We start from the raw sequence: 26,639 nt of genomic DNA on the forward strand, positions 1-26,639 counted from the left end.
AACGGTAACACTCCCCTGCATCCCGTGATCGTGGCGGGCAACGCCAGCCACAGGAGACGAGACCTGAAGCCATGAAAAACGTCACTTTGAGCACGCTGCAGGCAGCCAAGCGCGCTGGCGAGCCGTTCAGCTGCCTGACCGCCTATGACGCCTCGTTCGCCCATGCTGCCAGCCAGGCCGGTATCGATGTGCTCCTGGTCGGCGATTCCCTGGGCATGGTACTGCAGGGCCATACCAGTACCCTGCCGGTCACCATCGACGACATCTGCTATCACACACGCTGCGTGGCCCGTGGCAAAGGGCGCAGCCTGCTGATGGCCGACCTGCCGTTCATGAGCAATGCCAGCCTGGAGCAGCTCATGCAGCATGCTGGCGCTCTGATGCGTGCCGGTGCCGAGATAGTCAAGATCGAGGGCGAGGCCTGGTTGGCCGATGGTATTCGCGAGTTGACCCGGCGTGGCGTCCCCGTCTGCGCGCACATGGGCCTGACCCCGCAAACGGTCCATCAGATGGGCGGCTACAAGGTTCAGGGCCGCGATGCAGCCCATGCAGAGCGGATTATCGACGATGCCCGCCAGTTGGTCGCTGCCGGCGCATCGATCATTTTGCTGGAGTGCGTTCCCGCCAGCCTGGGCCGGGCCATGCGCGAGGCCATCGACGTTCCCGTTATCGGGATCGGCGCCGGCCCCGACGTCGATGGCCAGATTCTGGTGATGCACGACGTGCTTGGTGTCAGTCTGGGCCGGATTCCGCGCTTTTCACGAAACTTTCTTGCCGATACCGGCTCGATCGGGGATGCATTTCGCACCTATCATGAGGCTGTCAAGGCACGCCGCTTCCCTGCTGAGGAGCACAGCTTCTGATGTCTCTACTTACCCTCAACGATATCTCCTCACTGCGCCGCGAAGTGCGGGATGCCCGTCGCCAGGGCAAATGCGTCGGTCTGGTACCCACCATGGGCAACCTCCATCCAGGACATCTGGCACTCGTCGAGGCCGCCAGAGCCCGGGCCGATGTGGTGATCGCGTCTATCTTCGTCAATCCTCTGCAGTTCGGACGTAACGAGGATCTCGACAACTATCCGCGCACGCTGAGCGAGGACCGAGCTGCGCTCGAGGCCGCCGGCTGCGACATGGTGTTTACCCCGACCAGCCAGATGCTCTATCCCAACGGGCTGGATGAGCAGACCACCATCCGCGTGCCTCGGGTTTCCGAAGGCCTGTGCGGTGCTCGCCGCCCCGGTCACTTCGAGGGCGTGGCCACGGTCGTTGCCATGCTCTTCAACCTGGTACAGCCGGACGTCGCCTGCTTCGGCGAGAAGGATTATCAGCAGCTGGCCGTGATCCGCAAGCTGGTCGCCGACCTGCACCTACCGATCGAGATCATCGGGGTGCCGACCGTGCGCGCCGACGACGGTCTGGCCCTGTCCTCGCGCAACGGCTATCTCAACGAGGCACAGCGCGCCCAGGCACCGCGCCTCTACCAAGTTTTATGCCAAGCGCGTGATGACTTAGAGAGTGGTCGCTCGCCAGACGACGTTCTCCGAGAGTCGCTCGGCCATCTCGCCTATGGCAGTCTCAAACCCGATTACCTGGAGCTGCGACGCGCTGGCGATCTCGGCCCGGTAACCGATACGACCCGCGACGCCGTATTGTTGGGTGCGGTGCATCTGGGCAGTGCCCGCCTGATCGATAATCTCAAGGTGGCCCTGCCGCGCTAGGGCTTGTTCAAAGCGCATCGGGGCATTACGCAGAAGAAAGAGGACAACGATGTATACCGTCATGCTCAAGGCCAAGCTCCACATGGCCCGTGTCACTCATGCTGTACTTAACTACGAAGGCTCTTGTGCCATCGACGGAGAGCTGCTCGACATGGCGGGCATTCGTGAAAACGAGCAGATCCAGATCTATAACGTCGAAAATGGCCAGCGTTTTACAACCTATGCGATTCGTGGCGAGGAAAGGTCACGAATCATCTCGGTCAATGGCGCCGCTGCCCACCTGGCCAGTGTCCAGGACCGCATCATCATCTGTAGTTACGGCCATTACAGCGAAAACGAGCTGGACGATCACAAACCGGCCCTGATCTACCTGCAGGAGGGCAATCAGATCAGCCACACCAGCCGCGCCATTCCCGTCCAGGTCGCCTGACATCATTGCGGTGTTTGATGGCTGCAAATGAAGGGTAGCCATCCACGCACGAGAATCTCCCACTACGACCAATCTACACGCAACATGCCACTTTTTAGCGATTGCCGCGATGCACAACAGTCTCCTATGCTGAAGGTGTAGTCGTCTGCCTTCGTTTCAAGGAGTTTCGCATGCAAGACGTGGTCATCGTCGCGGCTCGCCGCACTGCCATAGGTACCTTTGGCGGCTCACTCGCCACGACCCCTGCCACCGAGCTGGGCGCCAAGGTAATCAGGGAGATTCTCGCCAGTACCGGCGTTTCGCCTGACCAGGTCGATGAAGTGCTGCTCGGGCAAGTCCTCACTGCCGGTGTCGGCCAGAACCCAGCACGCCAGGCCGCCATTCTTGCCGGCCTTCCCGATGCCGTTCCTGCCATGACTATCAACAAGGTCTGCGGGTCGGGGCTCAAGGCTCTCCATCTGGCTACCCAGGCCATTCGTCTTGGCGATGCAGATCTGATACTTGCCGGGGGCCAGGAAAACATGTCGCTATCGCCGCATGTCCTGCCCAATTCTCGCACTGGACAGCGCATGGGCGACTGGAAGGCCATCGACACCATGGTTCACGACGGCCTGTGGGATGCGTTCAATCAATATCACATGGGCATTACCGCCGAGAACCTGGCCGAGAAGTACGGCATCACCCGCGAGCAGATGGACGAGTTTGCCGCCGCCTCCCAGCAGAAGGCCGGCGACGCCATTGACAGCGGACGCTTCAAGAGCCAGATCGTTCCCGTAGAAATTCCCCAGCGTAAGGGCGACCCACTTGTCTTCGATACCGATGAAGGCCCACGCAAGGGCACGACGGCAGACAAGCTGGCCGGCATGAAACCCGCCTTCAAGAAAGATGGCACGATCACCGCCGGTAATGCCTCAACGATCAACGACGGGGCTGCCGTGGCCATGCTCTGCTCCGAAGCCAAGGCTCGCGAGCTCGGCCTGGAGCCACTGGCACGCATCAAGGCCTACGCCAACGCCGGTGTCGATCCAGCGATCATGGGCATTGGCCCGGCGCCGGCCACACGTCGCTGCCTGGACAAGGCCGGCTGGTCCATCGACGAGCTGGACTTGATCGAGGCTAACGAGGCGTTTGCCGCCCAGGCCCTGTCGGTCAACAAGGAACTCGGCTGGGACCCCGCCAGGATCAACGTCAACGGCGGTGCAATTGCGCTGGGGCATCCCATTGGCGCATCGGGCTGTCGTGTCCTGGTCACGCTGGTGCATGAAATGATTGCGCGCGATGCAAAGAAGGGACTGGCCACGCTCTGCATCGGCGGTGGGCAGGGGGTCGCACTCGCCATCGAAAGGTAATTGGTAGAAAGCCGCTGTGCTCGGCCATGATTAACCAAGCGATTTACGCAAAACGCCCCTGCAAGCTTAGCCTGCAGGGGCGTTGTATTACCGCTTTTTTGCCAGCATGTCGCTGGTGCTGACTTACTCGGCCAGGGTGGCTTCGAAAGCGGCTTTTTCCTCGGCGGTAATTTCCTTGATCGACAGCTTTACACGGTTGCGGTTATCGATGTCGAGGACCTTGACGATGACTTCATCCCCTTCGTTGAGGAAGTCACGCACGTCATTGACGCGCTCCGGCACAATCTGAGAAATGTGCACAAGGCCGTCGGTTCCCGGCATGAAATTGACGAACGCACCGAAGTCGGCGATCCGCACTACCTTGCCGCGATACAGCTTGCCAATCTCGGCTTCGGCAGTAATGCCGAGTACCGTATCGATGGCGCGCTTGGCGGCGGCCTTGTCGTCTGCATAGATGCGTACGGTACCGTCGTCATCGAGATCGATGGAAGCGCCGGTATCCTCGCAAATCTTGCGAATCGTCGCGCCCCCCTTACCAATGACGTCACGGATCTTGTCCGGATCGATCTTGATAGTCGCCATGGACGGCGCGTTGACGGAAACCTCCGCACGGCTCTGGGCAATCACCTGGTTCATTTCGCCAAGAATATGCAAGCGAGCATCATGGGCCTGTTGCAGGGCAGTTTCCATGATTTCCTCGTTGATGCCCTCGATCTTGATGTCCATCTGCAGGGCAGTGACCCCTTCGGCAGAACCGGCAACCTTGAAGTCCATATCGCCGAGGTGGTCCTCGTCACCGAGAATATCGGTCAGCACGGCGAAGCCGTTGTCATCTTTGATCAGGCCCATGGCGATCCCCGCCACCGGCGCCTTGAGCGGCACACCAGCATCCATCAGAGCCAGTGAAGAGCCGCATACCGAGGCCATGGAACTGGAGCCGTTGGATTCCGTAATCTCGGACACAACGCGGATGGTGTAGGGAAATTCCTCATCACTAGGCAGCATGGCCTGGACCCCGCGACGCGCCAACCGGCCATGACCGATTTCACGACGCTTGGGTCCCCCCATGAAGCCGGCTTCACCCACACTGTACGGAGGGAAGTTGTAGTGCAGCAGGAACCGATCCTTGCGCTCACCTTCCAGCGACTCGATCAGTTGCGCATCGCGCAAGGTCCCCAACGTGGCGATGACCATCGCCTGGGTCTCGCCACGCGTAAACAGCGCGGAACCGTGTGTGCGCGGCAGCACGCCAACTTCAATATCCAGCGGACGAACGGTCTTGTTATCGCGTCCATCGATACGCGGTTCGCCCGCGATCACGCGGCCTCGCACGACACGCTTTTCGAGGCTACCGAAGGCGGCGCTGACTTCCTCAGGCGTGAACTTGCTCTCCTCGCTGCCGGCAAGCTGTTCAATGGCTTCGGCCTTGAGTTCTGACAGTGCATCCTGACGCGCCATCTTGTCGGTGATGCGGTAGGCATCGCCAACCTTGGCTTCGAAAGCCTCGGCCACGGCATCCTTGAGCACGGTGTTCTCCGGCTCAGGTTGCCAGTCCCACTTGGGCTTGCCTGCCTCGGCAACGAGTTCATTGATGGCCTGGATGGCGACCTGCATTTCCTGGTGGCCGTAGAGTACGGCCCCCAGCATCTCGTCCTCGAGCAATTCCTTGGCTTCGGACTCGACCATCAGCACGGCTTTCTCGGTGCCAGCCACTACCATGTCGAGTTCGGAAGTCTGAAGTTCCTCGACACTCGGGTTGAGGAAATAGCCACGATCTTCGGTAAAGGCCACGCGCGCGGCGCCGATCGGACCACTGAACGGTATACCGGAAATCGCCAGCGCCGCCGAGGTGCCGATCATTGCGGGAATATCGGGATCCTGATTGCGGTCAGCAGACAACACGGTACAGATGACCTGGACTTCATTCATGAAGCCCTTGGGGAATAGCGGGCGGATCGGGCGGTCGATCAGGCGCGAGGTTAACGTTTCCTTCTCAGTCGGACGTCCTTCACGCTTAAAGAAGCCACCGGGAATCTTGCCCACCGAGTACGTTCTTTCCTGGTAATGCACCGACAGCGGGAAAAAGTCCTGGCCCGGCTTCATGTCTTTCTTGGCCACAACGGTGCACAGCACTACGGCCCCGTCCATGGTGACCTGCACAGCGCCGGTGGCCTGACGGGCGACACGCCCGGTTTCGAGGGTAACGGTGCTCTGACCGTACTGGAATGTTTTCTTGACCGGATTCACGTGACTTCCTTCAACTTGTCTGTTTCATGTTTGGGCCTTTTGACTCGGCGACCATTTTAGGAGTTCACAGGGTCAAGAGCTACCAGCGGCCCATAAAAGAACAAGCAACCCCGTGGGGTTGCTTGTTCGAAGGTCTTGCGTTGTTGCGGTCTTAGCGACGCAGGCCCAAGCGCTGGATCAGCGACTGGTAGCGCTCGAGGTCCTTGCGCTTGAGGTAGTCGAGCAGCTTGCGGCGCTGGTTGACCATGCGAATCAGGCCACGACGGGAGTGGTGATCCTGCTTGTTGGTCTTGAAGTGATCCTGCAGGCCGTCGATATTGGCGCTCAGCAGGGCGACCTGAACTTCGGGGGAACCGGTGTCGTTATCACCACGACCGTATTCCTGGACGATTTCAGCCTTTTTCTCAGCAGTCAGTGCCATCTGTTTCTCCAGTAAGCAATATGCCTAAACGATGAATGTCGGAGACCACGCATATTTGCAGTCTCCATGGGTCGGCCACCAATCGGTGGCTGGGATCGCCTACCCTGCGGTGGCGATCAGGCGACGCGGTGCAACCTCATCCGCCGCCGTGACGGTGACCAAGCCCAGAAACGCCTGGTCACGGTACAATCTCACCAGGCCTTCGTGTTCCAGCCCGGCAGTGTCAATTCTGGCGCGTTGGCCTTGCAACAACCGGTTCGCGGCGGCTTCATCGGCCTCGATCTTGGGCAGGTGCGATACCAAGACATCCATGGGTAGCAGCAAGGCTTCCCGCGACGCCTGATTCTCCCGACCTTCGATCTGCTCCAGCGTTAACATGCCCCCGTTAGCGACAGCGCCTCCGGCTTCTCCGGCAGAAACGCCGAAAGGGCCGGTTCTCAGGCGTCGCAGTGCGGTAATGTGGGCGCCACACCCTAACGCATGTCCGATGTCCTCGGCCAGGGTCCGGATGTATGTGCCCTTGCTGCAGGCCACCTCGAGATCGAATCCCTCGGTGTCGTGGGATAGAAGGCGCGTATCATAAACCGTCACACGCCGTGGTGCACGTTCAATCGACTTGCCTTGGCGAGCCAGTTCATAGAGCGGACGCCCCTGATGCTTGAGCGCCGAGTACATCGGCGGCACCTGCTCGATCTGGCCACGAAACCGCGTCAGTACATCTTCGACTTCCGTCTCGCTGAATGGCTTGACCATCCGGCGATCAACGACGGTGCCTTCAGCATCACCAGTGTCGGTGATTTCACCCAAGCGAACCCGGGTACGGTAGACCTTGTCCGATTCCAGCAGATGCGAGGAGAACTTGGTCGCTTCTCCAAAGCACACCGGCAACAAGCCGGTGGCCATGGGATCCAGTGTCCCGGTATGCCCCGCTTTCTGCGCCTGGAACAGGCGGCGCGCACGCTGCAAAGCAAAATTGCTCGACATGCCCTGAGGCTTGTCGAGCAGCAACACACCATTGACCGGCAAACCGCGACGGCGACGTGCCATCAGCGCTCGCCCTCGGAGCCAGGATCATCGTTATCGTTACGGGCACGATCGGACTCAACCGCCTGATCAATCAGCGACGATAGCTTGTGCCCCCGCGCCACGCTTTCATCGTAATGAAAGCGTAACTCAGGAACATGGCGCAGCTTGATGCGCTGGGCTATCTGGCTGCGCAGAAAACCGGCAGCCCGCTTGAGCACTGCCAAATTCTCTTTGATGCGCCCGGCATCGTCGTCACCCAACAGGGTCACATAAACATCGGCATAACCCAGATCGCGGCTGACGCTGACGCCACTCACGGTCACCATGCCCAGGCGCGGATCCTTGATCTCACGCTGGATGAGTACCGCCAGCTCCTGCTGGAGCTGGTCGGCCACCCGGTCGGTACGCTTGAACTCGCGCATCGGCTTGCTCTCCTCGGCGCGTTACAGGCTGCGCTCGACCCTGATCTGGTCGAAGACCTCGATCTTGTCGCCGACCTGGACGTCGTTATAGTTCTTGACGCCGATACCGCACTCCATGCCGTTGCGCACTTCGTTGACGTCATCCTTGAAGCGACGCAGCGATTCCAGCTCACCTTCGTAAATGACCACATTTTCACGCAGGACACGGATTCGCTTGTTGCGGTACACGGTACCCTCGACGACCATACAGCCGGCCACGGCGCCAATCTTGGGCGCTCTGAAGACATCACGCACTTCGGCCACGCCGACGATCTCTTCTTTCCACTCCGGTGCCAGCATGCCACTCATGGCCTGCTTGACCTCATCGATGAGCTGGTAGATAACGCTGTAATAGCGAAGATCCAGTCCCTCACGCTCGATGATTTCCCGAGCGGCAGCGTCAGCACGCACGTTGAAGCCGACCACAATGGCGTCACTAGCCAGCGCCAGGTTGGCGTCGGTGCCGGTGATACCACCAACCCCGGACGACACCACGGCGACTTCCACCTCACCGGTGGACAGCTCTTCGAGGGCACCGCGGATCGCTTCCAGCGAGCCCTGAACGTCGGCCTTGAGGACGATATTGACCTTGGCCACCTCGTCCTGGCCCATCTGCGAGAACATGTTCTCGAGCTTGGCCTTCTGCTGACGAGCCAGGCGCACTTCACGATACTTGCCCTGACGGAAGTTGGCGACTTCACGCGCCTTCTTGTCATCGGCCAGGACCATAAAGTCCTCACCCGCCTCGGGCGTCCCGTCGAGACCCTGAATTTCCACCGGCATGGCCGGGCCCACCGACTCGACCTGCTGACCCAGCTCATTGGTCAACGCGCGAATGCGGCCATAATGCAGTCCGGCAAGAACCATGTCGCCGCGACGCAAGGTGCCGTTCTGCACCAGCACGGTGGCGACCGGGCCGCGACCGCGGTCGAGACGTGACTCGACCACCACGCCCTTGGCGGGGGCGGCCGGCACAGCCTTGAGCTCAAGCACCTCGGAAACCAGCAGCACGGCTTCCAACAGCGCATCGATGCCTTCGCCGGTCTTTGCCGAGACGTGGACGAACTGCGTATCGCCGCCCCACTCCTCGGAAATTACACCGTGCTGGGACAGCTCGTTGCGGATACGGTCGAAGTCCGCCCCTTCCTTGTCGATCTTGTTGACGGCCACCACCAGCGGCACTTCGGCAGCCTTGGCGTGCTCGACAGCCTCGACGGTCTGCGGCATCACACCATCATCGGCCGCTACCACCAGAATGACGACGTCAGTAGCCTGGGCACCACGCGCACGCATCGCAGTGAACGCCGCGTGCCCCGGGGTATCCAGGAAAGTCACTCCGCCATGCTCATCCTCGACATGGTAGGCGCCGATGTGCTGGGTAATTCCGCCTGCCTCACCAGTCGCCACCTTGGTACGGCGAATGTAGTCGAGTAGTGAGGTCTTACCATGGTCGACGTGGCCCATGACCGTAACGACCGGCGAGCGAGTGATCTCCTCGCCTTCGTAGGAGATCCCTTCGAGAACCTCGGTCTCCAGCGCATCGTCCTTGACCAGCTTGGGCTTGTGGCCCATCTCCTCAACGACGATCGCGGCGGTATCCTGATCGATCGTCTGGTTGATGGTGACTGCCGCGCCCATGGTGAACATAGCCTTGATGACTTCGTTGGCCTTGATCGCCATCTTGTCTGCCAGGTCGGCCACACTGATCGATTCAGGGATGGCCACTTCGCGCACGATCGGCTGCGTCGGCTTCTGGAAGGCATGTTTGCCGCCGCCACTGTCACGGCCACCACGACGGCTGCCACGGCGCTCGGCGCGCTTGACCTTCTTGCCACCCCCGCGCCGACGCTCGCTACGCTCCTCGCGATCCTCGTCACGGCTGGTATCGCGCCCCTTCTTGGCCGGCGCCTTCTTCTGGGCACGACGATTCTCGTTGCGCGGCTCCTTGGGAGGGGCCTCGACAACCGGCTCGCTGCTCGTCAGCTCAGGCTCGGCGGGGGTATGCTTGGGTGACCTAAGCGTAGGTGTAGGCTCTTCACGCTTTTGGGTCGCTTCCTGCGCCGCCTTGTCGGCAGATACCTGCTTGGCCGCCTCTGCCTCCCGGGCTTCTTCTGCAGCCTTGGCCTCACTTTCCGCCTGGGCACGCGCCTCTTCAGCCTGTGCCTGTGCCCGTGCCTGCGTGTCCGCCATATCGCCGACCAGCTGACGTGGCCCCTGCTCGACCGGCTCGGGCTTGTCAGCTGCCTCTTCCTCGTCGCGCTTGACGTAGGTGCGCTTCTTGCGAACCTGCACCTCAATAGTCTTGCCGCGCTCACCACTCTTGATGCGACTCTTGGTCTTGCGCGTCAGAGTAATGCGGTTCTTGGGGGCACGCCCACCGCCGCCATGACTCTGAGTGAGATGGTCGAGCAGCCGCTGTTTATCCTCTTCGGAGACGGCATCGCCTTCGTTTTGGTGCGGAAGCCCCGCTTCTTTCATCTGTTCCAGAAGGCGGGAAGTATCACGCCCCACCTTGACTGCGAAATCTTTAACTGTCATTTCTGACATTACGACCCTCCTGAGCCCGTGACCTAGTTACTGTTCACTCTCGAACCAGGGCGCACGGGCGGTCATGATCAATGCCGCGGCGCGCTCTTCATCCACGTCCTCGATGTCCTTGAGATCATCGATGGACTGCTCGGCAAGATCTTCCATGGTGACGATGCCACGGCTGGCCAGAATAAAGGCCAGGTGTCGATCCATCCCGTCCATCTCGAGCAGATCTTCGGCGGGCTGGGCGCCATCCAGGACTTCCTCGGAAGCGATTGCCAGGTTCAACAGCTCGTCTTTGGCGCGTGCGCGCAGTTCTTCTATCAGGTCTTCATCGACTTCTTCGATCTCCAGCATCTCCTCGATAGGCACATAGGCCAACTCCTCGAGGGAGGTAAAGCCCTCTTCAACCAGTACCCGAGCCAACTCCTCGTCGATCTCGAGATGACTGATGAAGTACTCGACCAGGCTATCGATCTCTTGTTCGCGTTTGCCCTCGGCTTCGTCTTCGGTCATCACATTGAGTGCCCAACCCGTCAGCTCACTGGCCAACCGCACGTTCTGACCGCTGCGACCGATAGCCTGGGCAAGATTGTCTTCGGCAACGGCAACATCCATTGAATGGGTGTCTTCGTCGACGAGAATGGAAGCAACATCGGCGGGGGCCATGGCGTTGATGACCAACTGTGCCGGGTTGTCGTCCCATAGGATAATGTCCACGCGCTCATTCTGCAGCTCGTTGGACACTGCTTGCACACGCGAGCCGCGCATGCCAACACACGCACCGACCGGATCGATACGCTTGTCGTTAGTCTTGACGGCGATCTTGGCGCGCGAGCCGGGATCACGAGCCGCGCCCTTGATCTCGATAAGCTGCTCAGCGATTTCAGGCACTTCGATCTTGAACAGCTCGATGATCAGTTCAGGACGCGTGCGCGACAAGATCAACTGCGAACCTCGCGCTTCCGGATCGACCTTCCACAACAGGGCACGCACACGCTCATTCATGCGGTAACGCTCCCCGGGGATCATCTCGCTGCGTGGCAGGAACGCCTCTGCGTTATCGCCCAGGTCGATGATCAATCCGTCGCGTGTCGTTTTCTTGACCGTACCGGCAACCAGCTCACCCTCGCGCTCGGCATAATGACGAACGATCTGGGCACGCTCGGCCTCACGCACCTTCTGCACGATGACCTGCTTGGCAGTCTGGGCAGCGATGCGCCCGAACGCAGCATTTTCGATCCGCTCCTCGACCACGTCACCCAAGGTTAGCGGGGGATCGCGCTGTTCGGCAAACGACTGCTTGATCTCTGCATCGGGATTCTCGAACTCGTCGTCCTCGATCACTACCCAGCGACGAAACGTCTCGTAGTCACCGGTCGCGCGATCGATCTTGACGCGCACGTTGACCTCCTGACCTTCGAAACGCTTGCGCGATGCGCTGGCCAATGCGGACTCGACCGCTTCGAAGATCACATCACGGGGCACGCCCTTCTCGTTCGAGATCGCATCAACGACCAGCAGAATCTCTTTGCTCATGCCTTAAGCCTCGCCAGAAAACAGTTCTTATGCATCGAACTGCGGGACCACCCGCGCCTGATCGATACTATCGATGGGAAAGCAGTATTCCTCGCCGTCGAGGTGCAACAGCACCTCGTCGCCGTCGATACCGGCCAGCAGCCCCTTGTACTTGCGCCGACCCTCAAAGGGGGTACGCAGACGCAACGACACGGTATTGCCCTTGTAGCGCTCGAATTGCGCCAGGGTAAAAAGCGGTCGGTCCATCCCCGGTGATGACACCTCAAGCTGGTACTGACCGGGAATCGGATCTTCGACATCGAGAATGCCACTGACCTGACGACTGACATCGGCACAATGATCGACGGTGATCCCCTCAGGACTGTCAATGTAGATTACCAGACGTGAGTGCTTGCCCTGGGCTAGATGTTCGATACCCCAGAGCTCGAAGCCCATGGACGTTACCACCGGTTCGATCAGCGCATCCAGCGCAGCGTTCTTGTTGCTCGCCACAGACGAAGGCTCCTACAGCAGTTGCATCAGGCACCTGACCGGGAGTAAGGAAAAAGCTAGGTGGCTGATTGGCGTTGGTGCCAGCGGAACGGACCGCTAACAAAAAGCCCCTTCTGAGGAAGGGGCCTTTCAGATAAAACTTGGTAGCGGGGGCCGGATTTGAACCGACGACCTTCGGGTTATGAGCCCGACGAGCTACCAGACTGCTCCACCCCGCATCATAGCTTGGCGATTATAGGAACTCGCTTGCCTGTAGGTCAAGGAAAGCGCATCGCCACATCGTGCCAATCGTGCTTCTGAACGCCTGATAACCAGGCAATCTTCAGATGGTGCCGAAGGGGGGACTTGAACCCCCACGACCATAAGGTCACTACCCCCTCAAGATAGCGTGTCTACCAATTCCACCACTTCGGCATCAGGGGACGAGAGTCAGACATCACACGTTATGTCTTTTCTCTCGTGGGTCGGCATTATCACGACCGACCCGCACTACGATTGAGGTGTGGAGATCACTCTCCGCTCTCCTCTAGCGCTGGCGCCGAATTATCCATACTTTGCGCACCATCGTCAAGTGTCGGTGCTGCATTGCGCTGTTCAATCACCTTGGCATCGGGAATGCCCTGCTCCGGTGCATCGCCAGCCTGGGAGGCAAAGTAGGCCAGTGCCAAGGACGTGGCAAAGAATGCCGCCGCCAAGACACCGGTCAGCTTGGCCAGAAAGCCACCGCTCCCCCGGGATCCGAAGACTGTCTGGGAAGCACCACCACCGCCGAACGCGGCGCCGGCTTCGGCCCCCTTGCCCTGCTGCAGCAGGACGAGCGCGACCAGTGCGATGGCAATGGCCACGTGAATCATAAGAATCGCGATTTGCATGTTTTCAACCTGCTGACTGACATATGGCTAGAAAATCGTTGGTCTTGAGCGATGCGCCGCCAATGAGACCACCGTCGATATCCGACTCGGCAAGCAGCTCGGCGGCATTGTCGGCCTTCATGCTGCCTCCGTACAGCAGACGCAGCCTTGCGGCCAGCTCGCTGTCATACTCGCCCAGGCGTGCACGAATCGCAGCATGTACCGCTTGGGCTTGAGAGGGTGATGCCGTGCGCCCGGTGCCGATCGCCCAGACCGGCTCGTAAGCGATCACCATGCGTGTACGCTGCTCGGCATCCAAGGCATTGAATACTGCCTCGACCTGGCCAAGCACCACGGCTTCGGTCTGCCCTGCCTCACGCTGCTCAAGCGTTTCGCCGACACACAGCACCGGGACCAGCCCGGACGCCAGCGCTGCCTTGGCCCGCGCCAATACCGCTGCGTCGTCCTCATGATACATTGAACGACGCTCGGAGTGGCCGACCAGGACATAGCGCACGTCGAACTCGTTGAGCATCTCAGCGCTGACCTCGCCGGTATGCGCCCCCTTGGTCTCGGGGTTGAGCGTTTGCGCGCCAAGCGCAACCGCGGTACCGGCCAAAGCCGACTGCATCGCCGCCAGATAGGGCGTAGGCGGGATCAGCGCCACTTCGACCGAGGTGGGCAACCCTGTCTCGGCAAAGGCCCGCCCGAACTGCTCGACCAGTTCCAGCGAGCCGTTCATCTTCCAGTTCCCGGCGATCAGCGGCATGCGCATGAACAAATCCCTTTCTCAAAGTGGTGCGAAATGTTATAGGAGCGCCCCGACCAAGACAACCGCGGGGCGCGTGCTCTCAACCCATCAGGCGCTCGACATCAGTGGCGATACGCTGCGCCAGGGCCCTCACGTCGAAGCGCGGACGCCCCTCTACCATGACCCGAATCAACGGCTCGGTTCCCGAGGGACGCAGCAATACGCGGCCGCTACCGCCGAGCTCCGATTCCACGGCAGCCACCGAGTTCTGAAGCGGCTCGCTCTCGAGCAGCGCCTGCTTGTCAGTCCCAGGCGTCAGACGCACGTTGACCAGCGCCTGAGGCGCCTTCTCGAAATCCTTGAGCAACGCGGCCAAGGGTTGCTCCTGACTGACCATGATCGACAGTACCTGCAGGGCCGAGACGATGCCATCCCCGGTAGACTGTACATGGCCACACACAATATGCCCGGACGACTCCCCGCCTAACTGCCAGCCCCTGGCTGCAAGCCGCTCCATGACGTATCGGTCACCCACTTTCGCGCGCTCGAAGGGAATGTTCAGTGATTCCAGCGCTGCGGCCAGACCGAAATTACTCATCAGCGTACCGACCACACCCCCACCCAGCTCACCACGTGAATGGCGATCCCTGGCGATCAGGTAGAGGATGTCGTCGCCATCCACCTCGCGGCCGTCGGCATCCACAAGAATGACACGGTCACCATCACCATCGAAAGCGACCCCCAGATCGGCGCCACGCTCAATAACGGCAGCACGCAGGGATGCCGGATGCGTCGAGCCAACCTTATAGTTGATGTTCAAACCATCCGGGTCAGCCCCAACCAGACTGACCTGTGCACCTAACTCACGAAACACGTTCGGCGCAATGTGGTAGGTCGCCCCATGCGCGCAGTCGAGCACAATCTTCAGTCCATGCAGGGATAGACGATGCGGCACAGTAGACTTGCAGAATTCGATGTAGCGTCCCGCCGCATCGTTGATACGCACTGCCTTGCCGAGGCGATCGGCAGGAACCGTTTCCAGCGGCTTCTCTAGTTCGTCCTCGATGCGCATCTCGATCTCATCGGGCAACTTGGTACCCTCGGCCGAGAAGAACTTGATGCCATTATCCTGATAGGCATTGTGCGAGGCGGAAATCACGATTCCGGCATCGGCACGGAACGTGCGAGTCAGGTAGGCGATACCCGGTGTGGGCATCGGGCCGAGCAATGAGACATCGACACCCGCAGCCGAAAGTCCGGCCTCCAGGGCCGACTCGAACATGTAACCCGAAATGCGTGTGTCCTTGCCGATCAGCACCTTGGCGCGACCGCGCTGCTTGTCCAGCACACGCCCCATGGCCCAACCCAGCTTGAGCATGAAATCGGCAGTGATCGGGTACTCTCCGACCGTGCCGCGGATACCATCGGTACCGAAATAGCGTCGTGTCATTGGTTTTCGCCTTCCTGTAGCACGGCCCAAGTCATGTTTACCGCGTCCACGCAGGGGCCAACGTCGTGCACGCGAATGATACGAGCACCGCGCTCCACCGCGAGCGTCGCTAGTGCCAACCCACCCGGCAGGCGCTCCTCGACGGTGCGACCGAGCACCTTTCCGATCAAGCTTTTGCGCGACATGCCGACCAGCACGGGTAGTTCAAGATGTGCCAGGGCATCCATACGCTTGAGCAGACGCAGGTTATGCTCAAGCGTCTTGGCGAAGCCGAATCCCGGATCGACGATCAGGCGGTCGCGAGAGATACCGGCTGTTTCACAGGCCGCGACCCGTTCGGCGAGAAATGTCGTCACTGCGTCTTCGACTGGCACGTCATAATGAGGGTCTCGCTGCATGTCGCCAGGCTCCCCCTGCATGTGCATCACACACACCGGCAATTGGCTGGCTGCTGCCGCATCAAGCGCACCGGGCCGACGCAGGGAACGCACGTCATTGAGCATACCCGCTCCCAGAGCAGTAACTTCCCGCATGACTTCTGGACAACTGGTATCTACCGATACCAACACATCGAGCTCGTTCACCAGCCGCTCAACGAGCGGAGCCACGCGATCCAGTTCTTCCTGTAACGAAACCGGAGAGGCCCCAGGCCGGGTCGACTCGCCACCTACGTCAATAATAGCCGCGCCTTCGGCCAGCATGTGCTCGGCATGAGCCAAAGCAGCGTCGATCGCGTTGAAGCGTCCTCCATCCGAGAAGGAGTCTGGCGTGGCATTGAGGATCCCCATGACACGGGGGCGAGATAAGTCGAGGGAGTGCCGCCCACATTGTAGAACGGTACTAGGGGGAAATTCTGACATTCTAAAACCCGATTGGCGGGAAAACTCACCTTCATGACGACACTAGGCGCCCCGCAGGGCGCCTAGCAGCCAACCTCGGACACTCAGTGCCCGGCCGGACCACCCAAGGGATCGGACGGACGCCGCGTACGGTCATCGCCCTCTTCCTCGCCATCGTCCACATCAGGGCCCTGCTGGTCAGGGCGCCCCTGGGAGCTCGGCTGCTCACTGACTGGCGAGCCAGGACCCGCATCATTGTCATCCCAGTCCTTCGGCGGACGCGGCTTCCGCCCCTCTATGATGTCCTTGAGCTGATCGGCATCGATGGTTTCGTACTGCATCAACGCCTCGGCCATTATATCGAGCTTGTCGCGGTTCTCTTCCAGCAACTGCTTGGCCTGGTTATAGCACTCGTCGATGATGCGGCGCACTTCCTTATCGAGGCGCGTCGTGGTCTCGCCCGACTTGAGCTTATTGCCACCCTGTCCAGGGCCGCCAAGGAACTGGTGAGACTCGTCCTCGTCGTACATGATCGGCCCCATCTCAGCCGACAGGCCCCATTTGGCCACCATGTTGTGAGCCAGTTCAGTAGCACGCTTGATATCGTTGGATGCCCCGGTGGTAACGCCATTCGGCCCCAGCGTCATTTCCTCGGCGATCCGGCCACCGAAAAGCGAGCAGATCTGGCTGAGAATTTGTTGACGGGAGAAGCTATAACGATCTTCCTCCGGCAGGAACATAGTCACACCCAACGCACGTCCGCGCGGGATGATAGTGACCTTGTAGACCGGATCGTGCTCGGGCATCAGCAGACCGATAATTGCGTGACCGGACTCGTGATAGGCCGTGTTGAGCTTTTCTTTTTCGGTCATGACCATGGATTTGCGCTCGGCGCCCATCAGGATCTTGTCCTTGGCCATCTCGAGCTCTTCCATACTCACCAGGCGACGGTTACGACGCGCAGCGAACAGAGCCGCCTCGTTAACCAGATTGGCCAGATCGGCACCGGAGAAGCCCGGCGTACCGCGAGCGATCAGGCTCGGCTTGACATCTTCGCCCAGCGGCACCTTACGCAGGTGGACGCCGAGAATGTGTTCACGACCACGGATGTCGGGCAGCCCAACGGTGACCTGACGATCGAAGCGCCCCGGGCGTAGTAAGGCCGGATCGAGTACATCAGGACGGTTGGTCGCGGCAATAACGATGATGCCATCATTGGCCTCGAAACCATCCATCTCGACCAGCAGCTGGTTCAGGGTCTGTTCGCGCTCGTCGTGTCCACCACCCATGCCAGATCCACGATGGCGGCCTACAGCATCGATCTCATCGATGAAGATGATGCAGGGCGCCTGTTTCTTGGCCTGCTCGAACATGTCACGCACACGAGATGCGCCGACGCCCACGAACATCTCGACGAAGTCAGAACCCGAGATGGTAAAGAAAGGCACCTTGGCTTCGCCGGCAATCGCCTTGGCCAGCAGTGTCTTACCGGTCCCGGGCGGCCCCACCATCAAGACGCCACGAGGAATCTGGCCACCCAAGCGCTGGAACCTGCTGGGATCCTTGAGGAAGTCGACCAACTCCTCGACCTCTTCCTTAGCCTCGTCACAGCCAGCAACATCAGCGAAGGTGGTCTTTACCTGATCCTGAGTCAGCAGCTTGGCCTTGGACTTGCCGAAGCTCATCGGCCCGCCTTTACCTGCGCCACCGCCCTGCATCTGGCGCATGAAGAACAGGAAAATGGCCAGAATGATCAGGATCGGGAAACTGGCAATCAGTAGCCGTGTCCAGAGGCTCTGCTCCTCGGGTTTCTTGCCGATCACGTTGACATCGTTGGCCAACAGATCATCCATCAGCTTGGGATCTTGGGCCGCCGGACGAATGGTCTGGAATTGCGAGCCATCCTGCCGTTCACCAGAGATTGTATAACCGTCAATGGTAACCGTACGGACCTGCCCTTCCTGGACCTGTTCGACGAACTGGGAATAGTTCATCGTCTGCGTCGTGCTATCGACACTGAAGTTGTTGAACACCGTCAGCAGAACCGCTGCGATGACCAACCAGAGAATCAGGTTCTTCGCCATGTCGTTCAAGGCAATACCCTCGTTGCATAATCTGACTGCCAAGCGTGCCCATGTTTGACACTACACCACGTAGGGGCGTTCAACCATGTTTGCAAGCTTAACCCTTGAAACCTTCCGCCAGCAGGTAGACTTCGCGGGAACGTGCGCGCGAGGCCTCCGGCTTGCGTGTGACTACCCGAGTAAAACTACCGCGCAGCTCCTTCAGGAAGTCGTCGAACCCTTCACCCTGGAAGACCTTGGTCAGGAAGCGCCCACCGGGTCTGAGCGTCTGCCGCGCCAGATCCAGAGCCAACTCTACAAGATACATGGCCTGAGGCTGGTCGATGGCGGCCATGCCACTCATGTTGGGCGCCATGTCCGAGATAATCAAATCCACAGGACGTTCACCTAGCGCCCCGAGAATGGCCTCGAGTACAGCATCTTCAGTGAAGTCGCCCTGCACGAAGTCGACGCCGGCCAAAGCGTCCATTTCGAGAATATCCGAAGCGATCACCACACCCGTTGGCCCGACTTTTTCGGCAGCAATCTGACTCCAGCCACCCGGTGCGGCGCCCAGATCGATGACCGTCATGCCTGATTTGAGCAGCTTGTCCTTGGCGTCGATCTCGAGAAGCTTGTAGCTGGCCCGCGAGCGGTAGCCGTCCTGCCATGAGCGTTGGACATATTGATCGTCGAAATGTTCCTTGAGCCAGCCTGCGCTGCTCTTGCTGGAGGAAGTTCGAGCCACGAGTTCACCTGATTCGTTCGGGATGAATTCCCGGACATTGGAATGGCAGTGGAAGGCAACCCGGCACGCCATAACTATGACTGTACGATAAAGCGGCACTTTGCATGAATCGACTTTCGCCGTACCATGGCGCGTTCAGCCGCTGCGGCGTTCGTGTCATCGCGGCGTCCGCCACCAAGCAATGCACGCCAACCGGGAACAGCCACGATACCATGAGCTTGTCACAGGCACAAAAGAAAGCATTTCGCAGTATCGGCCATCATCTCGATCCGGTGGTCACGGTTTCGGAGAACGGCGTATCGGAAGGCGTCATGGCCGAGCTCGATCGTGCCCTAACCGACCACGAACTGATCAAGATCAAACTGGCCGTGGGCGACCGCGAGATTCGCCGCCAAGTCATCGAGGAACTCGCCGCCGATGCACGCGCCGAGGTCATTCAGATTATCGGCAAGATGGCGCTGTTCTACCGGCGCAACCCCAAGGCCAATCCCAAGCTGTCCAATATCCAACGTTTCGAAGCACATCACGGGCGGCGCTAAGTTGTTTCGCGCGAGCCACTACCCGGCTTGCCTCGTATCCGAGAAAAAAGCCCGCGACATCGTCGCGGGCTTTTTCGCTCATGCTTCGGCGCCTAGAGATGCTCGACGCTCGAGATCTCGTACTCGACCTCGCCACCCGGGGTACGCACCAACGCCACGTCCCCCTCTTCCTTGCCGATCAGGGCGCGTGCGATCGGTGAGGTCACCGAAATCTTGCCCGCCTTGATATCGGCCTCGTCCTCACCAACGATCTGGTAACGTACTTCTTCGTCATTATCCAGGTTGATCAGCTCAACCGTGACACCAAAGATCACCTTGCCGGTCTTGGGCATCTTGGTGACGTCGATCACCTGGGCTAACGACAACTTGGACTCGATCTCCTGGATGCGCCCCTCGATGAACCCCTGCTGCTCGCGTGCGGCGTGATATTCGGCGTTCTCCTTGAGATCGCCATGCTCACGAGCCTCGGCGATGGCATTGATCACCCGAGGACGCTCCACTCCCTTGAGCTGATTAAGCTCGTCCCGCAGGCGCTGTTCACCTAAGACGGTCATCGGGACCTTGTTCATGTACTGGCTCCTGCATGCAATTCCTGAAGCCGCCGCACGGTAATTTCATTGCCGTACTCGAGCGCCATGCAAACGGCGCGCGCACCGGCCAGCGTCGTCGCATAGGGCACCTTATGCGCGAGCGCGGTGCGGCGGATCACGGAAGAATCGTTAATCGCCTGGCGGCCTTCGGTGGTGTTGACGATGTAGGCCACGTCGTCGTTCTTGATCATGTCGACGATATGGGGCCTGCCCTCGAAGACCTTGTTGACGGCCTTGACCGGCAAACCGGCATCCTCGAGAGCCTTGGCGGTACCGCGAGTAGCGATCAGATCAAAACCCAATGCTAGCAAAGATTGCGCGACCTCGATAACGCCCGCCTTGTCCGGATCGCGGACCGACAGGAACGCAGAACGCTCTCCCTCGAGCTTGGGGATCGCCTCGCCCGCGCCGAGCTGTGCCTTATAGAACGCTTCGGCGAAGGTTTCGCCACTGCCCATGACTTCGCCGGTAGACTTCATTTCCGGCGACAGGATCGGATCGACCCCGGGGAACTTGTTGAACGGGAATACCGCTTCCTTGACGCTGTAATAGCCGGGGATCAGCTCCTTGGTGAAGTTCTGATCAATCAGACTGGTGCCGGCCATGCAACGTGCGGCGATCTGTGCCAGCGATGTGCCAATGCACTTGGAGACAAACGGTACGGTACGCGAGGCGCGCGGGTTGACCTCGATGACATAGATTTCGCCATCCTGCCAGGCCAGCTGTACGTTCATCAGGCCAACCACGTTAAGCTCCACCGCCATGCGCTTGACCTGATCGCGCATCTCGTCCTGGACATCCTTGGGCAGCGAATACGGCGGTAGCGAACACGCCGAGTCACCGGAGTGCACGCCGGCTTGCTCGATGTGCTGCATGATGCCGCCGATCACGACTTGATGACCGTCAGACACCGCATCGATATCGACCTCGACGGCGGCGTTGAGGAAATGATCGAGCAGTACCGGCGAGTCATTGGAGACCTTGACCGCATGGGTCATGTAGCGCTCCAGCTCGTCGGCACTATAGACGATCTCCATGGCTCGGCCGCCGAGCACGTAGGATGGACGCACCACCAGCGGGTAACCGATGGCTTCCGCCTTGGCAAAGGCGTCCTCGAAGCTGCGCGCCGTCGCGTTGGGCGGCTGCTTGAGACCCAGCTTTTCAATCATCTTCTGGAAGCGCTCACGGTCCTCGGCGCGGTCGATGGCATCCGGCGTGGTGCCGATGATCGGCACGCCGGCAGCTTCGAGTTCGCGCGCCAGCTTGAGCGGCGTCTGACCGCCGAACTGGACGATCACACCGACCGGCTGCTCCTTGTCGGCGATTTCCAGCACGTCCTCCAGGGTCACCGGCTCGAAGTAGAGGCGGTCGGAGGTGTCATAGTCGGTGGAGACGGTTTCCGGGTTGCAGTTGACCATGATGGTCTCGTAACCGTCCTCACGCATCGCCAGTGCTGCGTGCACACAGCAATAGTCGAACTCGATACCCTGACCGATGCGGTTGGGCCCGCCCCCCAGCACCATGATCTTCTTGCGATCGCTGGGCGCAGCCTCACACTCCTCCTCGTAGGTGGAATACATATAGGCGGTATGCGAGGCAAACTCGGCGGCACAAGTATCGACCCGCTTGTAGACGGGACGAATGCCGTGTTTCTGGCGCGTCCGGCGGAATTCCTTCTCGGAAACGCCAAGCAGCTTGGCCAGGCGCGCATCGCTGAAGCCCTTGCGCTTGAGGCGGAACAAGGCATTGGCATCCAGCTCGGCCAGCGACCGCTTGGCCACGTCCTGCTCAGCAAGTATCAAATCCTCGAGCTGTACCAGGAACCAGCGATCGACATTGGTCAGCGTAAAGATTTCATCGACACTCATGCCGGCGCGCATGGCGTCGGCAATGAAGAAGATGCGATCGGCGCCGGCCGCCTGTAGTTCACCCTTGATCAGCGCCAGGTTCTCATCAGTGAAATCGGTAACCTTGGGGTCGAGCCCGTCATTACCGGTTTCCATACCACGCAGCGCCTTTTGCAGTGATTCCTGAAAGGTACGGCCAATCGCCATAACCTCACCGACCGACTTCATCTGTGTGGTCAGACGGTCATTGGCCTGCGGGAACTTCTCGAAGGTGAAGCGCGGAATCTTGGTGACGACGTAGTCGATGGACGGCTCGAACGAGGCTGGCGTCTTGCCACCGGTGATGTCGTTCTGAAGCTCATCCAGGGTATAGCCCACGGCCAGCTTGGCGGCGATCTTGGCGATCGGGAAGCCTGTGGCCTTGGACGCCAGCGCCGACGAACGCGACACGCGCGGATTCATCTCGATGACTACCATGCGCCCGGTCTGGGGATCGACCCCGAACTGAACGTTCGAGCCGCCGGTTTCGACGCCGATCTCGCGCAGCACCGCCAACGAGGCGTCACGCATGATCTGGTATTCCTTGTCGGTCAGCGTCTGCGCCGGGGCTACAGTGATCGAGTCGCCGGTATGTATGCCCATGGGGTCGAAGTTTTCGATGGCGCACACGATGATGCAATTGTCGTTCCTGTCGCGAACGACCTCCATCTCGTACTCTTTCCAACCCAGCAACGATTCGTCGATCAGCAGCTCATGATTGTTGGAGAGTTCGAAACCGCGCTGGCAGATTTCGTCGAACTCCTCCTTGTTGTAGGCGACACCGCCACCCGAGCCGCCCATGGTATAGGAGGGGCGAATAATAGTCGGAAAGCCCAGTTCGGCCTGGATTTCCCAAGCCTCTTCCATGGTATGCGCCACCTTGGCCTTGGGGCACTCCAGGCCGATGCTCTTCATGGCCTTGTCGAACAGGTCACGATCCTCGGCCTTGTTGATAGCGTCGGCGTTGGCGCCGATCATCTCCACGCCATACTTGGCCAGTACGCCGTGCTTGTCGAGGTCAAGAGCACAGTTGAGCGCAGTCTGTCCGCCCATGGTGGGCAGAAGCGCATCCGGGCGCTCCTTCTCGATGATTTTCTCTACCGCCTGCCAGGTGATCGGCTCGATGTAGGTGGCATCGGCCATGACCGGATCGGTCATGATGGTAGCCGGATTGGAGTTGACCAGGATGACCCGGAAGCCTTCCTCGCGCAGCGCCTTGCAGGCCTGGTTGCCGGAGTAGTCGAATTCACTCGCCTGGCCAATGACGATCGGGCCGGCGCCAATGATTAGGATGCTCTTGATGTCAGTACGTTTGGGCATGACGATTCCCGCAGCTAATTCGGTAAAAACAGGTCAGGATGATGGAAAGGGAGGCTCAGCGCCGTTCCTTCATCATCCGCACGAAGCGATCGAACAGCGGCGACACGTCGCGTGGTCCCGGGCTCGCCTCGGGATGGCCCTGGAAGCTGAATGCCGGGCGATCGGTACGTTCGATGCCCTGCAGGGTGCCGTCGAACAATGAGCGATGCGTAGCACGCAAGTTCGGCGGTAGACTGGTCTCGTCGGCAGAAAAGCCATGGTTCTGGCTGGTGATCATGACGTGGCCAGTATCCAGATCCAGGACCGGGTGGTTGGCACCATGGTGGCCGTGGTTCATCTTTACTGTCTTGGCGCCGGAGGCCAGCGCCAATAGCTGATGCCCCAGGCAGATGCCGAAGGTCGGTGTGTCGGTGTCGATGATTTCGCGGATTGCCTCGATGGCGTAGTCGCAAGGCGCGGGGTCGCCCGGACCGTTGGCCAGCAGCACGCCGTCGGGGCTCATCGCCAGCACCTCGCTGGCCGGGGTCTGTGCCGGCACCACGGTCAGGCGACAGCCCCGCTCGGCCAGCATGCGCAGGATGTTGTATTTGACGCCATAGTCGTAGACCACGACATGGTATGGCCGCTCACCAGTGGTGGCATCGGCGTAGCCGTTGCCCAGCGCCCACTCGCCCTGGCTCCATTCGTAGACCTCTTTGCAGGAGACTTCCTTGGCCAGGTCCATGCCCTTGAGACCGGGGAACTCGCGGGCCACGGCCAGCGCGCGCTCGACCGCATCGTCGCCTTCGGCCTCGGGGCCTGCCAGGATCGCCCCGTTCTGGGCGCCCTTGTCACGCAGGATACGCGTCAGGCGGCGCGTGTCGATGTCAGCAATGCCGAGAATGTTCTGGCTCTTCAGGTAGGCATCCAGCGTCTGTTCGCTACGGAAGCTGCTGGCCAGTAACGGCAGGTCGCGAATCACCAGTCCGGCTACGTAGATTCGGTCGGACTCGACGTCTTCGATGTTCACCCCGGTGTTACCGATATGCGGATAAGTCAGGGTAACGATCTGGCGCGCATAGGAGGGGTCGGTAAGGATTTCCTGGTAGCCGGTCATGGCCGTATTGAACACCACCTCACCGCTGGTCTGTCCATCGGCGCCGATGGCGCTGCCATGAAATACGCTGCCATCTTCCAAGGCCAGTATTGCGGGTCTGTTCAACGCAACGTCCTCCACTGCTTTTCGTAAGACTGGATGCAGCCCGCCGTCGCCGGGCTGCCGAAAGGGCCTTCTGTATGATGGACCTGACGAAACGTCGGATTCGTCATACGCGCAGGTCGTAAAAAAGCGGGACGAAACCTGAAAAAAGACCGGTTTCATCCCGCTTGTTGTTCTGCTCGGTATACGAGGGCCTGCTGGCTTACCGAAGCCCGGCCAAATTGGCTGGAGTCTACAGGATTCGGCGCGGCGAGACTACCCTTTTAGAGACAGAACGTCTTGCATGTCGTAGCGACCGACCGATCGATCGGCTAGCCAACGCGCCGCCCGCACCGCCCCCTTGGCGAAGGTCATGCGGCTCGATGCCTTATGAGTGATCTCGATGCGCTCGCCTTCAGTGGCGAACATCACCGTGTGCTCGCCGACAATATCGCCGGCCCGCACCGTGGCGAAGCCGATTTCCTTGTCCGAACGCGGTCCGCACTGCCCCTCGCGGGCAAACACCCCGTGTTCCTTAAGGGTCCGCCCCAGCGACTCGGCGACGACTTCTCCCATCTTCAGCGCCGTGCCGGATGGCGCATCGACCTTGTGACGATGGTGCGCCTCAATCACCTCGATGTCATAGCCTTCGTCCCCCAAGGCCTTCGCCGCCGTCTCCAGCAGCTTGAGCGTCAGGTTGACGCCGACACTCATGTTGGGTGCGAAGACCATCGGCACACGGTCTCGGTAAGCGTCCAATCGGGTGAGCTCATCCTCATTGAGGCCAGTCGTGCCAATGACGATACGCTTGCCGTGCTCGGCACAGAAGGCCAGGTTGGCCAGGGTGACCTGCGGCGTGGTGAAATCGATCAACACATCGAAATCGTCGACCACGGCATTCAGAGAGTCGCTGGCCGCCACCCCCAGCTTGCCGAGGCCAGCCAGCTCACCAATGTCGGCGCCTGCCAGTGAACTGCCAGGCTCGACAATGCCGGCCGCCAGATAAGCCTGGGTGTCCTGCTCGACAGCTGCAACCAGCGTACGACCCATACGGCCGGCCACGCCGACGATAGCGACGCGAGGGTGGGTGGGACTCATGCGGACTCCTACGCTATGTCTGATGAATCAGGCAAGTATACCAATGCTGAACATGGGCGTCTGTCATGCAGACGCCACGCCGATGACGTAGGCTCGGAGAATAGCGCGACCAGAGGAGACACCATGCGACGCTGGCCCCTTGTCATTCTGCTTATCCTGCTTGCGGGCTGTGCCCGGGATACTCACCGAACCCGCCTGGTCACCCCCAATGTCGATACGCTACCGAGCGGCATCACCTGGTGTGGCACTCTCGAGCTACCGGGCCAGTGGCAGGACGACACACCGACGGGCGGCCTCTCTGACCTGGCATGGGATGCCGACGAGAACCTGCTCTACTTGGTGTCGGATCGTGGCTGGCTGCATCGGGCCCGCCCCGTCTTCAGCGGCAACGAGATGATCGACCTGGAACCGCTCAAGACCTACGTACTGCGTGACATGGAGGGCCGTGCCCTGACTGAAACCGCTGCCGATGCCGAGTCCCTGCTCGTCCAGCGCGGAGCCAACGGTGTGCGTGGCGATTCTGTCCTGCTGATCGGCTTCGAACGAGATCACCGCCTGCAGCGTTTTTTCCCCAATGGCACACCGGCAGGCCAGACGCTCTACTTCCGTGGGTTGCGTGGCGCCGGCGACAATCGAGGTGCCGAGGCCCTTGGCAGCCACCCTGACAGAGGCGTCATCGTCGGCCTGGAAAGCGCTCCGTCAGGCATGTCGAAAAAGACGAGCCGCCTGTTTGCATTAGATACCGGCCAGGAATGGGCCTACCCGCTAGCGGATGCCTCGGGCAGCGCCCTGACTGCGCTGGAAACCTACGGCAATGGGCTACTAGCCCTGGAACGCGCCTTTGCACCTCCCGCCCCGCTGGTCATCAGTCTGCGCGAGGTGCAGTTGAACGACGACGGTACGGCCTCGGCCAACACCCTCGTTCGGCTTTCCACCGGCGAAGGCTGGCGACTGGACAATTTCGAGGGGCTTACACACCTTGGCGACAACCGCTACCTGATGGTCAGCGACGACAATTTCAGCCTGATTCAGGAAACACTGTTGAGCTGCTTCGAGCTACCGGCCCATCCCTGACGATACCGCGGGAATACCTTGCGATTTCCTTGCACGAAT

At 60.2% G+C, this 26,639-nt stretch carries 23 protein-coding genes and 2 tRNA genes; 6 read left to right on the forward strand and 19 right to left on the reverse strand.

Features of this window, described 5'->3' with window-relative positions; translation table 11 throughout:
• The first annotated feature begins 71 nt into the window (after nt 1–71).
• The 4 genes from panB to F568_RS0112495 all read left to right on the forward strand — a co-directional run bounded on the left by panB (nt 72) and on the right by F568_RS0112495 (nt 3,499).
• Nucleotides 72–863 (forward strand): 3-methyl-2-oxobutanoate hydroxymethyltransferase, encoded by a 792-nt coding sequence (panB, locus tag F568_RS0112480; protein ID WP_019019070.1) that lies wholly within the window; start codon nt 72–74, stop codon nt 861–863.
• On the forward strand, nt 863–1,720 hold the full coding sequence (gene panC, locus F568_RS0112485) for a pantoate--beta-alanine ligase (protein ID WP_019019071.1): 858 nt from the start codon (nt 863–865) through the stop codon (nt 1,718–1,720). Before panB ends, panC begins: the two co-directional genes overlap by 1 nt.
• A 49-nt stretch (nt 1,721–1,769) precedes the next feature.
• Nucleotides 1,770–2,150 (forward strand): aspartate 1-decarboxylase, encoded by a 381-nt coding sequence (panD, locus tag F568_RS0112490; protein WP_019019072.1) that lies wholly within the window; start codon nt 1,770–1,772, stop codon nt 2,148–2,150.
• A gap of 170 nt (nt 2,151–2,320) precedes the next feature.
• Complete coding sequence (locus F568_RS0112495; protein WP_019019073.1) at nt 2,321–3,499, forward strand: acetyl-CoA C-acetyltransferase; 1,179 nt, start codon at nt 2,321–2,323, stop codon at nt 3,497–3,499.
• Between the two features lie 123 nt (nt 3,500–3,622).
• On the opposite strand, the gene pnp is transcribed toward F568_RS0112495, so the two are convergent.
• The 15 genes from pnp to rlmE all read right to left on the reverse strand — a co-directional run bounded on the left by pnp (nt 3,623) and on the right by rlmE (nt 18,916).
• Entirely contained in the window at nt 3,623–5,746 is a 2,124-nt protein-coding gene (gene pnp, locus F568_RS0112500; RefSeq protein ID WP_019019074.1) for a polyribonucleotide nucleotidyltransferase, read from the reverse strand.
• Between the two features lie 151 nt (nt 5,747–5,897).
• Nucleotides 5,898–6,167, reverse strand: coding sequence for a 30S ribosomal protein S15 (rpsO, locus tag F568_RS0112505; protein WP_019019075.1), 270 nt, complete (start codon nt 6,165–6,167; stop codon nt 5,898–5,900).
• 99 nt (nt 6,168–6,266) lie between these two features.
• Nucleotides 6,267–7,214 (reverse strand): tRNA pseudouridine(55) synthase TruB, encoded by a 948-nt coding sequence (gene truB, locus F568_RS0112510; RefSeq protein ID WP_019019076.1) that lies wholly within the window; start codon nt 7,212–7,214, stop codon nt 6,267–6,269.
• Nucleotides 7,214–7,615, reverse strand: a complete 402-nt coding sequence (gene rbfA, locus F568_RS0112515) for a 30S ribosome-binding factor RbfA (protein WP_019019077.1) — start codon at nt 7,613–7,615, stop codon at nt 7,214–7,216. The genes truB and rbfA overlap by 1 nt, the downstream gene beginning before the upstream one ends.
• 21 nt (nt 7,616–7,636) lie before the next feature.
• A complete protein-coding gene (infB, locus tag F568_RS0112520; protein ID WP_019019078.1) occupies nt 7,637–10,201 on the reverse strand; it encodes a translation initiation factor IF-2 in 2,565 nt (854 codons plus the stop codon).
• A gap of 27 nt (nt 10,202–10,228) precedes the next feature.
• Complete coding sequence (nusA, locus tag F568_RS0112525; RefSeq protein WP_019019079.1) at nt 10,229–11,722, reverse strand: transcription termination factor NusA; 1,494 nt, start codon at nt 11,720–11,722, stop codon at nt 10,229–10,231.
• A gap of 27 nt (nt 11,723–11,749) precedes the next feature.
• The gene (gene rimP, locus F568_RS0112530) at nt 11,750–12,214 is read right to left on the reverse strand and encodes a ribosome maturation factor RimP (protein WP_019019080.1); all 465 of its coding nucleotides are present in this window, start codon (nt 12,212–12,214) and stop codon (nt 11,750–11,752) included.
• A 141-nt stretch (nt 12,215–12,355) separates the two neighbouring features.
• A tRNA-Met gene (locus F568_RS0112535) sits at nt 12,356–12,432 on the reverse strand.
• Between the two features lie 109 nt (nt 12,433–12,541).
• Nucleotides 12,542–12,628, reverse strand: a tRNA-Leu gene (locus F568_RS0112540).
• 95 nt (nt 12,629–12,723) lie between these two features.
• A complete protein-coding gene (gene secG / locus F568_RS0112545; protein ID WP_019019081.1) occupies nt 12,724–13,086 on the reverse strand; it encodes a preprotein translocase subunit SecG in 363 nt (120 codons plus the stop codon).
• Between the two features lie 4 nt (nt 13,087–13,090).
• Nucleotides 13,091–13,840 (reverse strand): triose-phosphate isomerase, encoded by a 750-nt coding sequence (gene tpiA, locus F568_RS0112550; protein WP_019019082.1) that lies wholly within the window; start codon nt 13,838–13,840, stop codon nt 13,091–13,093.
• Between the two features lie 76 nt (nt 13,841–13,916).
• The gene (gene glmM / locus F568_RS0112555) at nt 13,917–15,266 is read right to left on the reverse strand and encodes a phosphoglucosamine mutase (protein ID WP_019019083.1); all 1,350 of its coding nucleotides are present in this window, start codon (nt 15,264–15,266) and stop codon (nt 13,917–13,919) included.
• The gene (folP, locus tag F568_RS0112560) at nt 15,263–16,126 is read right to left on the reverse strand and encodes a dihydropteroate synthase (RefSeq protein ID WP_083933036.1); all 864 of its coding nucleotides are present in this window, start codon (nt 16,124–16,126) and stop codon (nt 15,263–15,265) included. Before folP ends, glmM begins: the two co-directional genes overlap by 4 nt.
• 83 nt (nt 16,127–16,209) lie before the next feature.
• Nucleotides 16,210–18,198 carry an ATP-dependent zinc metalloprotease FtsH gene (ftsH, locus tag F568_RS0112565; protein ID WP_019019085.1) on the reverse strand — a complete coding sequence of 663 codons (1,989 nt, stop codon included), beginning with the start codon at nt 18,196–18,198 and terminating at the stop codon, nt 16,210–16,212.
• Nucleotides 18,199–18,286: 88 nt separating this feature from the next.
• Nucleotides 18,287–18,916, reverse strand: coding sequence for a 23S rRNA (uridine(2552)-2'-O)-methyltransferase RlmE (gene rlmE / locus F568_RS0112570; protein WP_019019086.1), 630 nt, complete (start codon nt 18,914–18,916; stop codon nt 18,287–18,289).
• A 212-nt stretch (nt 18,917–19,128) separates the two neighbouring features.
• Between rlmE and yhbY the strand changes: the two genes are divergently transcribed.
• Nucleotides 19,129–19,455, forward strand: coding sequence for a ribosome assembly RNA-binding protein YhbY (yhbY, locus tag F568_RS0112575; protein WP_026300519.1), 327 nt, complete (start codon nt 19,129–19,131; stop codon nt 19,453–19,455).
• A gap of 92 nt (nt 19,456–19,547) precedes the next feature.
• Here yhbY and greA read toward each other — a convergent pair whose 3' ends face one another.
• The 4 genes from greA to dapB all read right to left on the reverse strand — a co-directional run bounded on the left by greA (nt 19,548) and on the right by dapB (nt 25,526).
• A complete protein-coding gene (greA, locus tag F568_RS0112580; RefSeq protein WP_019019088.1) occupies nt 19,548–20,024 on the reverse strand; it encodes a transcription elongation factor GreA in 477 nt (158 codons plus the stop codon).
• Entirely contained in the window at nt 20,021–23,251 is a 3,231-nt protein-coding gene (gene carB / locus F568_RS0112585) for a carbamoyl-phosphate synthase large subunit (protein ID WP_019019089.1), read from the reverse strand. Before carB ends, greA begins: the two co-directional genes overlap by 4 nt.
• Before the next feature lie 55 nt (nt 23,252–23,306).
• Nucleotides 23,307–24,452 (reverse strand): glutamine-hydrolyzing carbamoyl-phosphate synthase small subunit, encoded by a 1,146-nt coding sequence (carA, locus tag F568_RS0112590; RefSeq protein ID WP_026300520.1) that lies wholly within the window; start codon nt 24,450–24,452, stop codon nt 23,307–23,309.
• Nucleotides 24,453–24,704: 252 nt separating this feature from the next.
• Nucleotides 24,705–25,526, reverse strand: a complete 822-nt coding sequence (gene dapB / locus F568_RS0112595) for a 4-hydroxy-tetrahydrodipicolinate reductase (RefSeq protein WP_019019091.1) — start codon at nt 25,524–25,526, stop codon at nt 24,705–24,707.
• Between the two features lie 123 nt (nt 25,527–25,649).
• On the opposite strand from dapB, the gene F568_RS0112600 reads away from it, so the two are divergent.
• Nucleotides 25,650–26,600, forward strand: a complete 951-nt coding sequence (locus tag F568_RS0112600; protein WP_019019092.1) for an esterase-like activity of phytase family protein — start codon at nt 25,650–25,652, stop codon at nt 26,598–26,600.
• Nucleotides 26,601–26,639 lie beyond the last annotated feature (39 nt).

This window comes from Modicisalibacter luteus DSM 23508 (assembly GCF_000378505.1).
GTDB lineage: Bacteria > Pseudomonadota > Gammaproteobacteria > Pseudomonadales > Halomonadaceae > Modicisalibacter > Modicisalibacter luteus.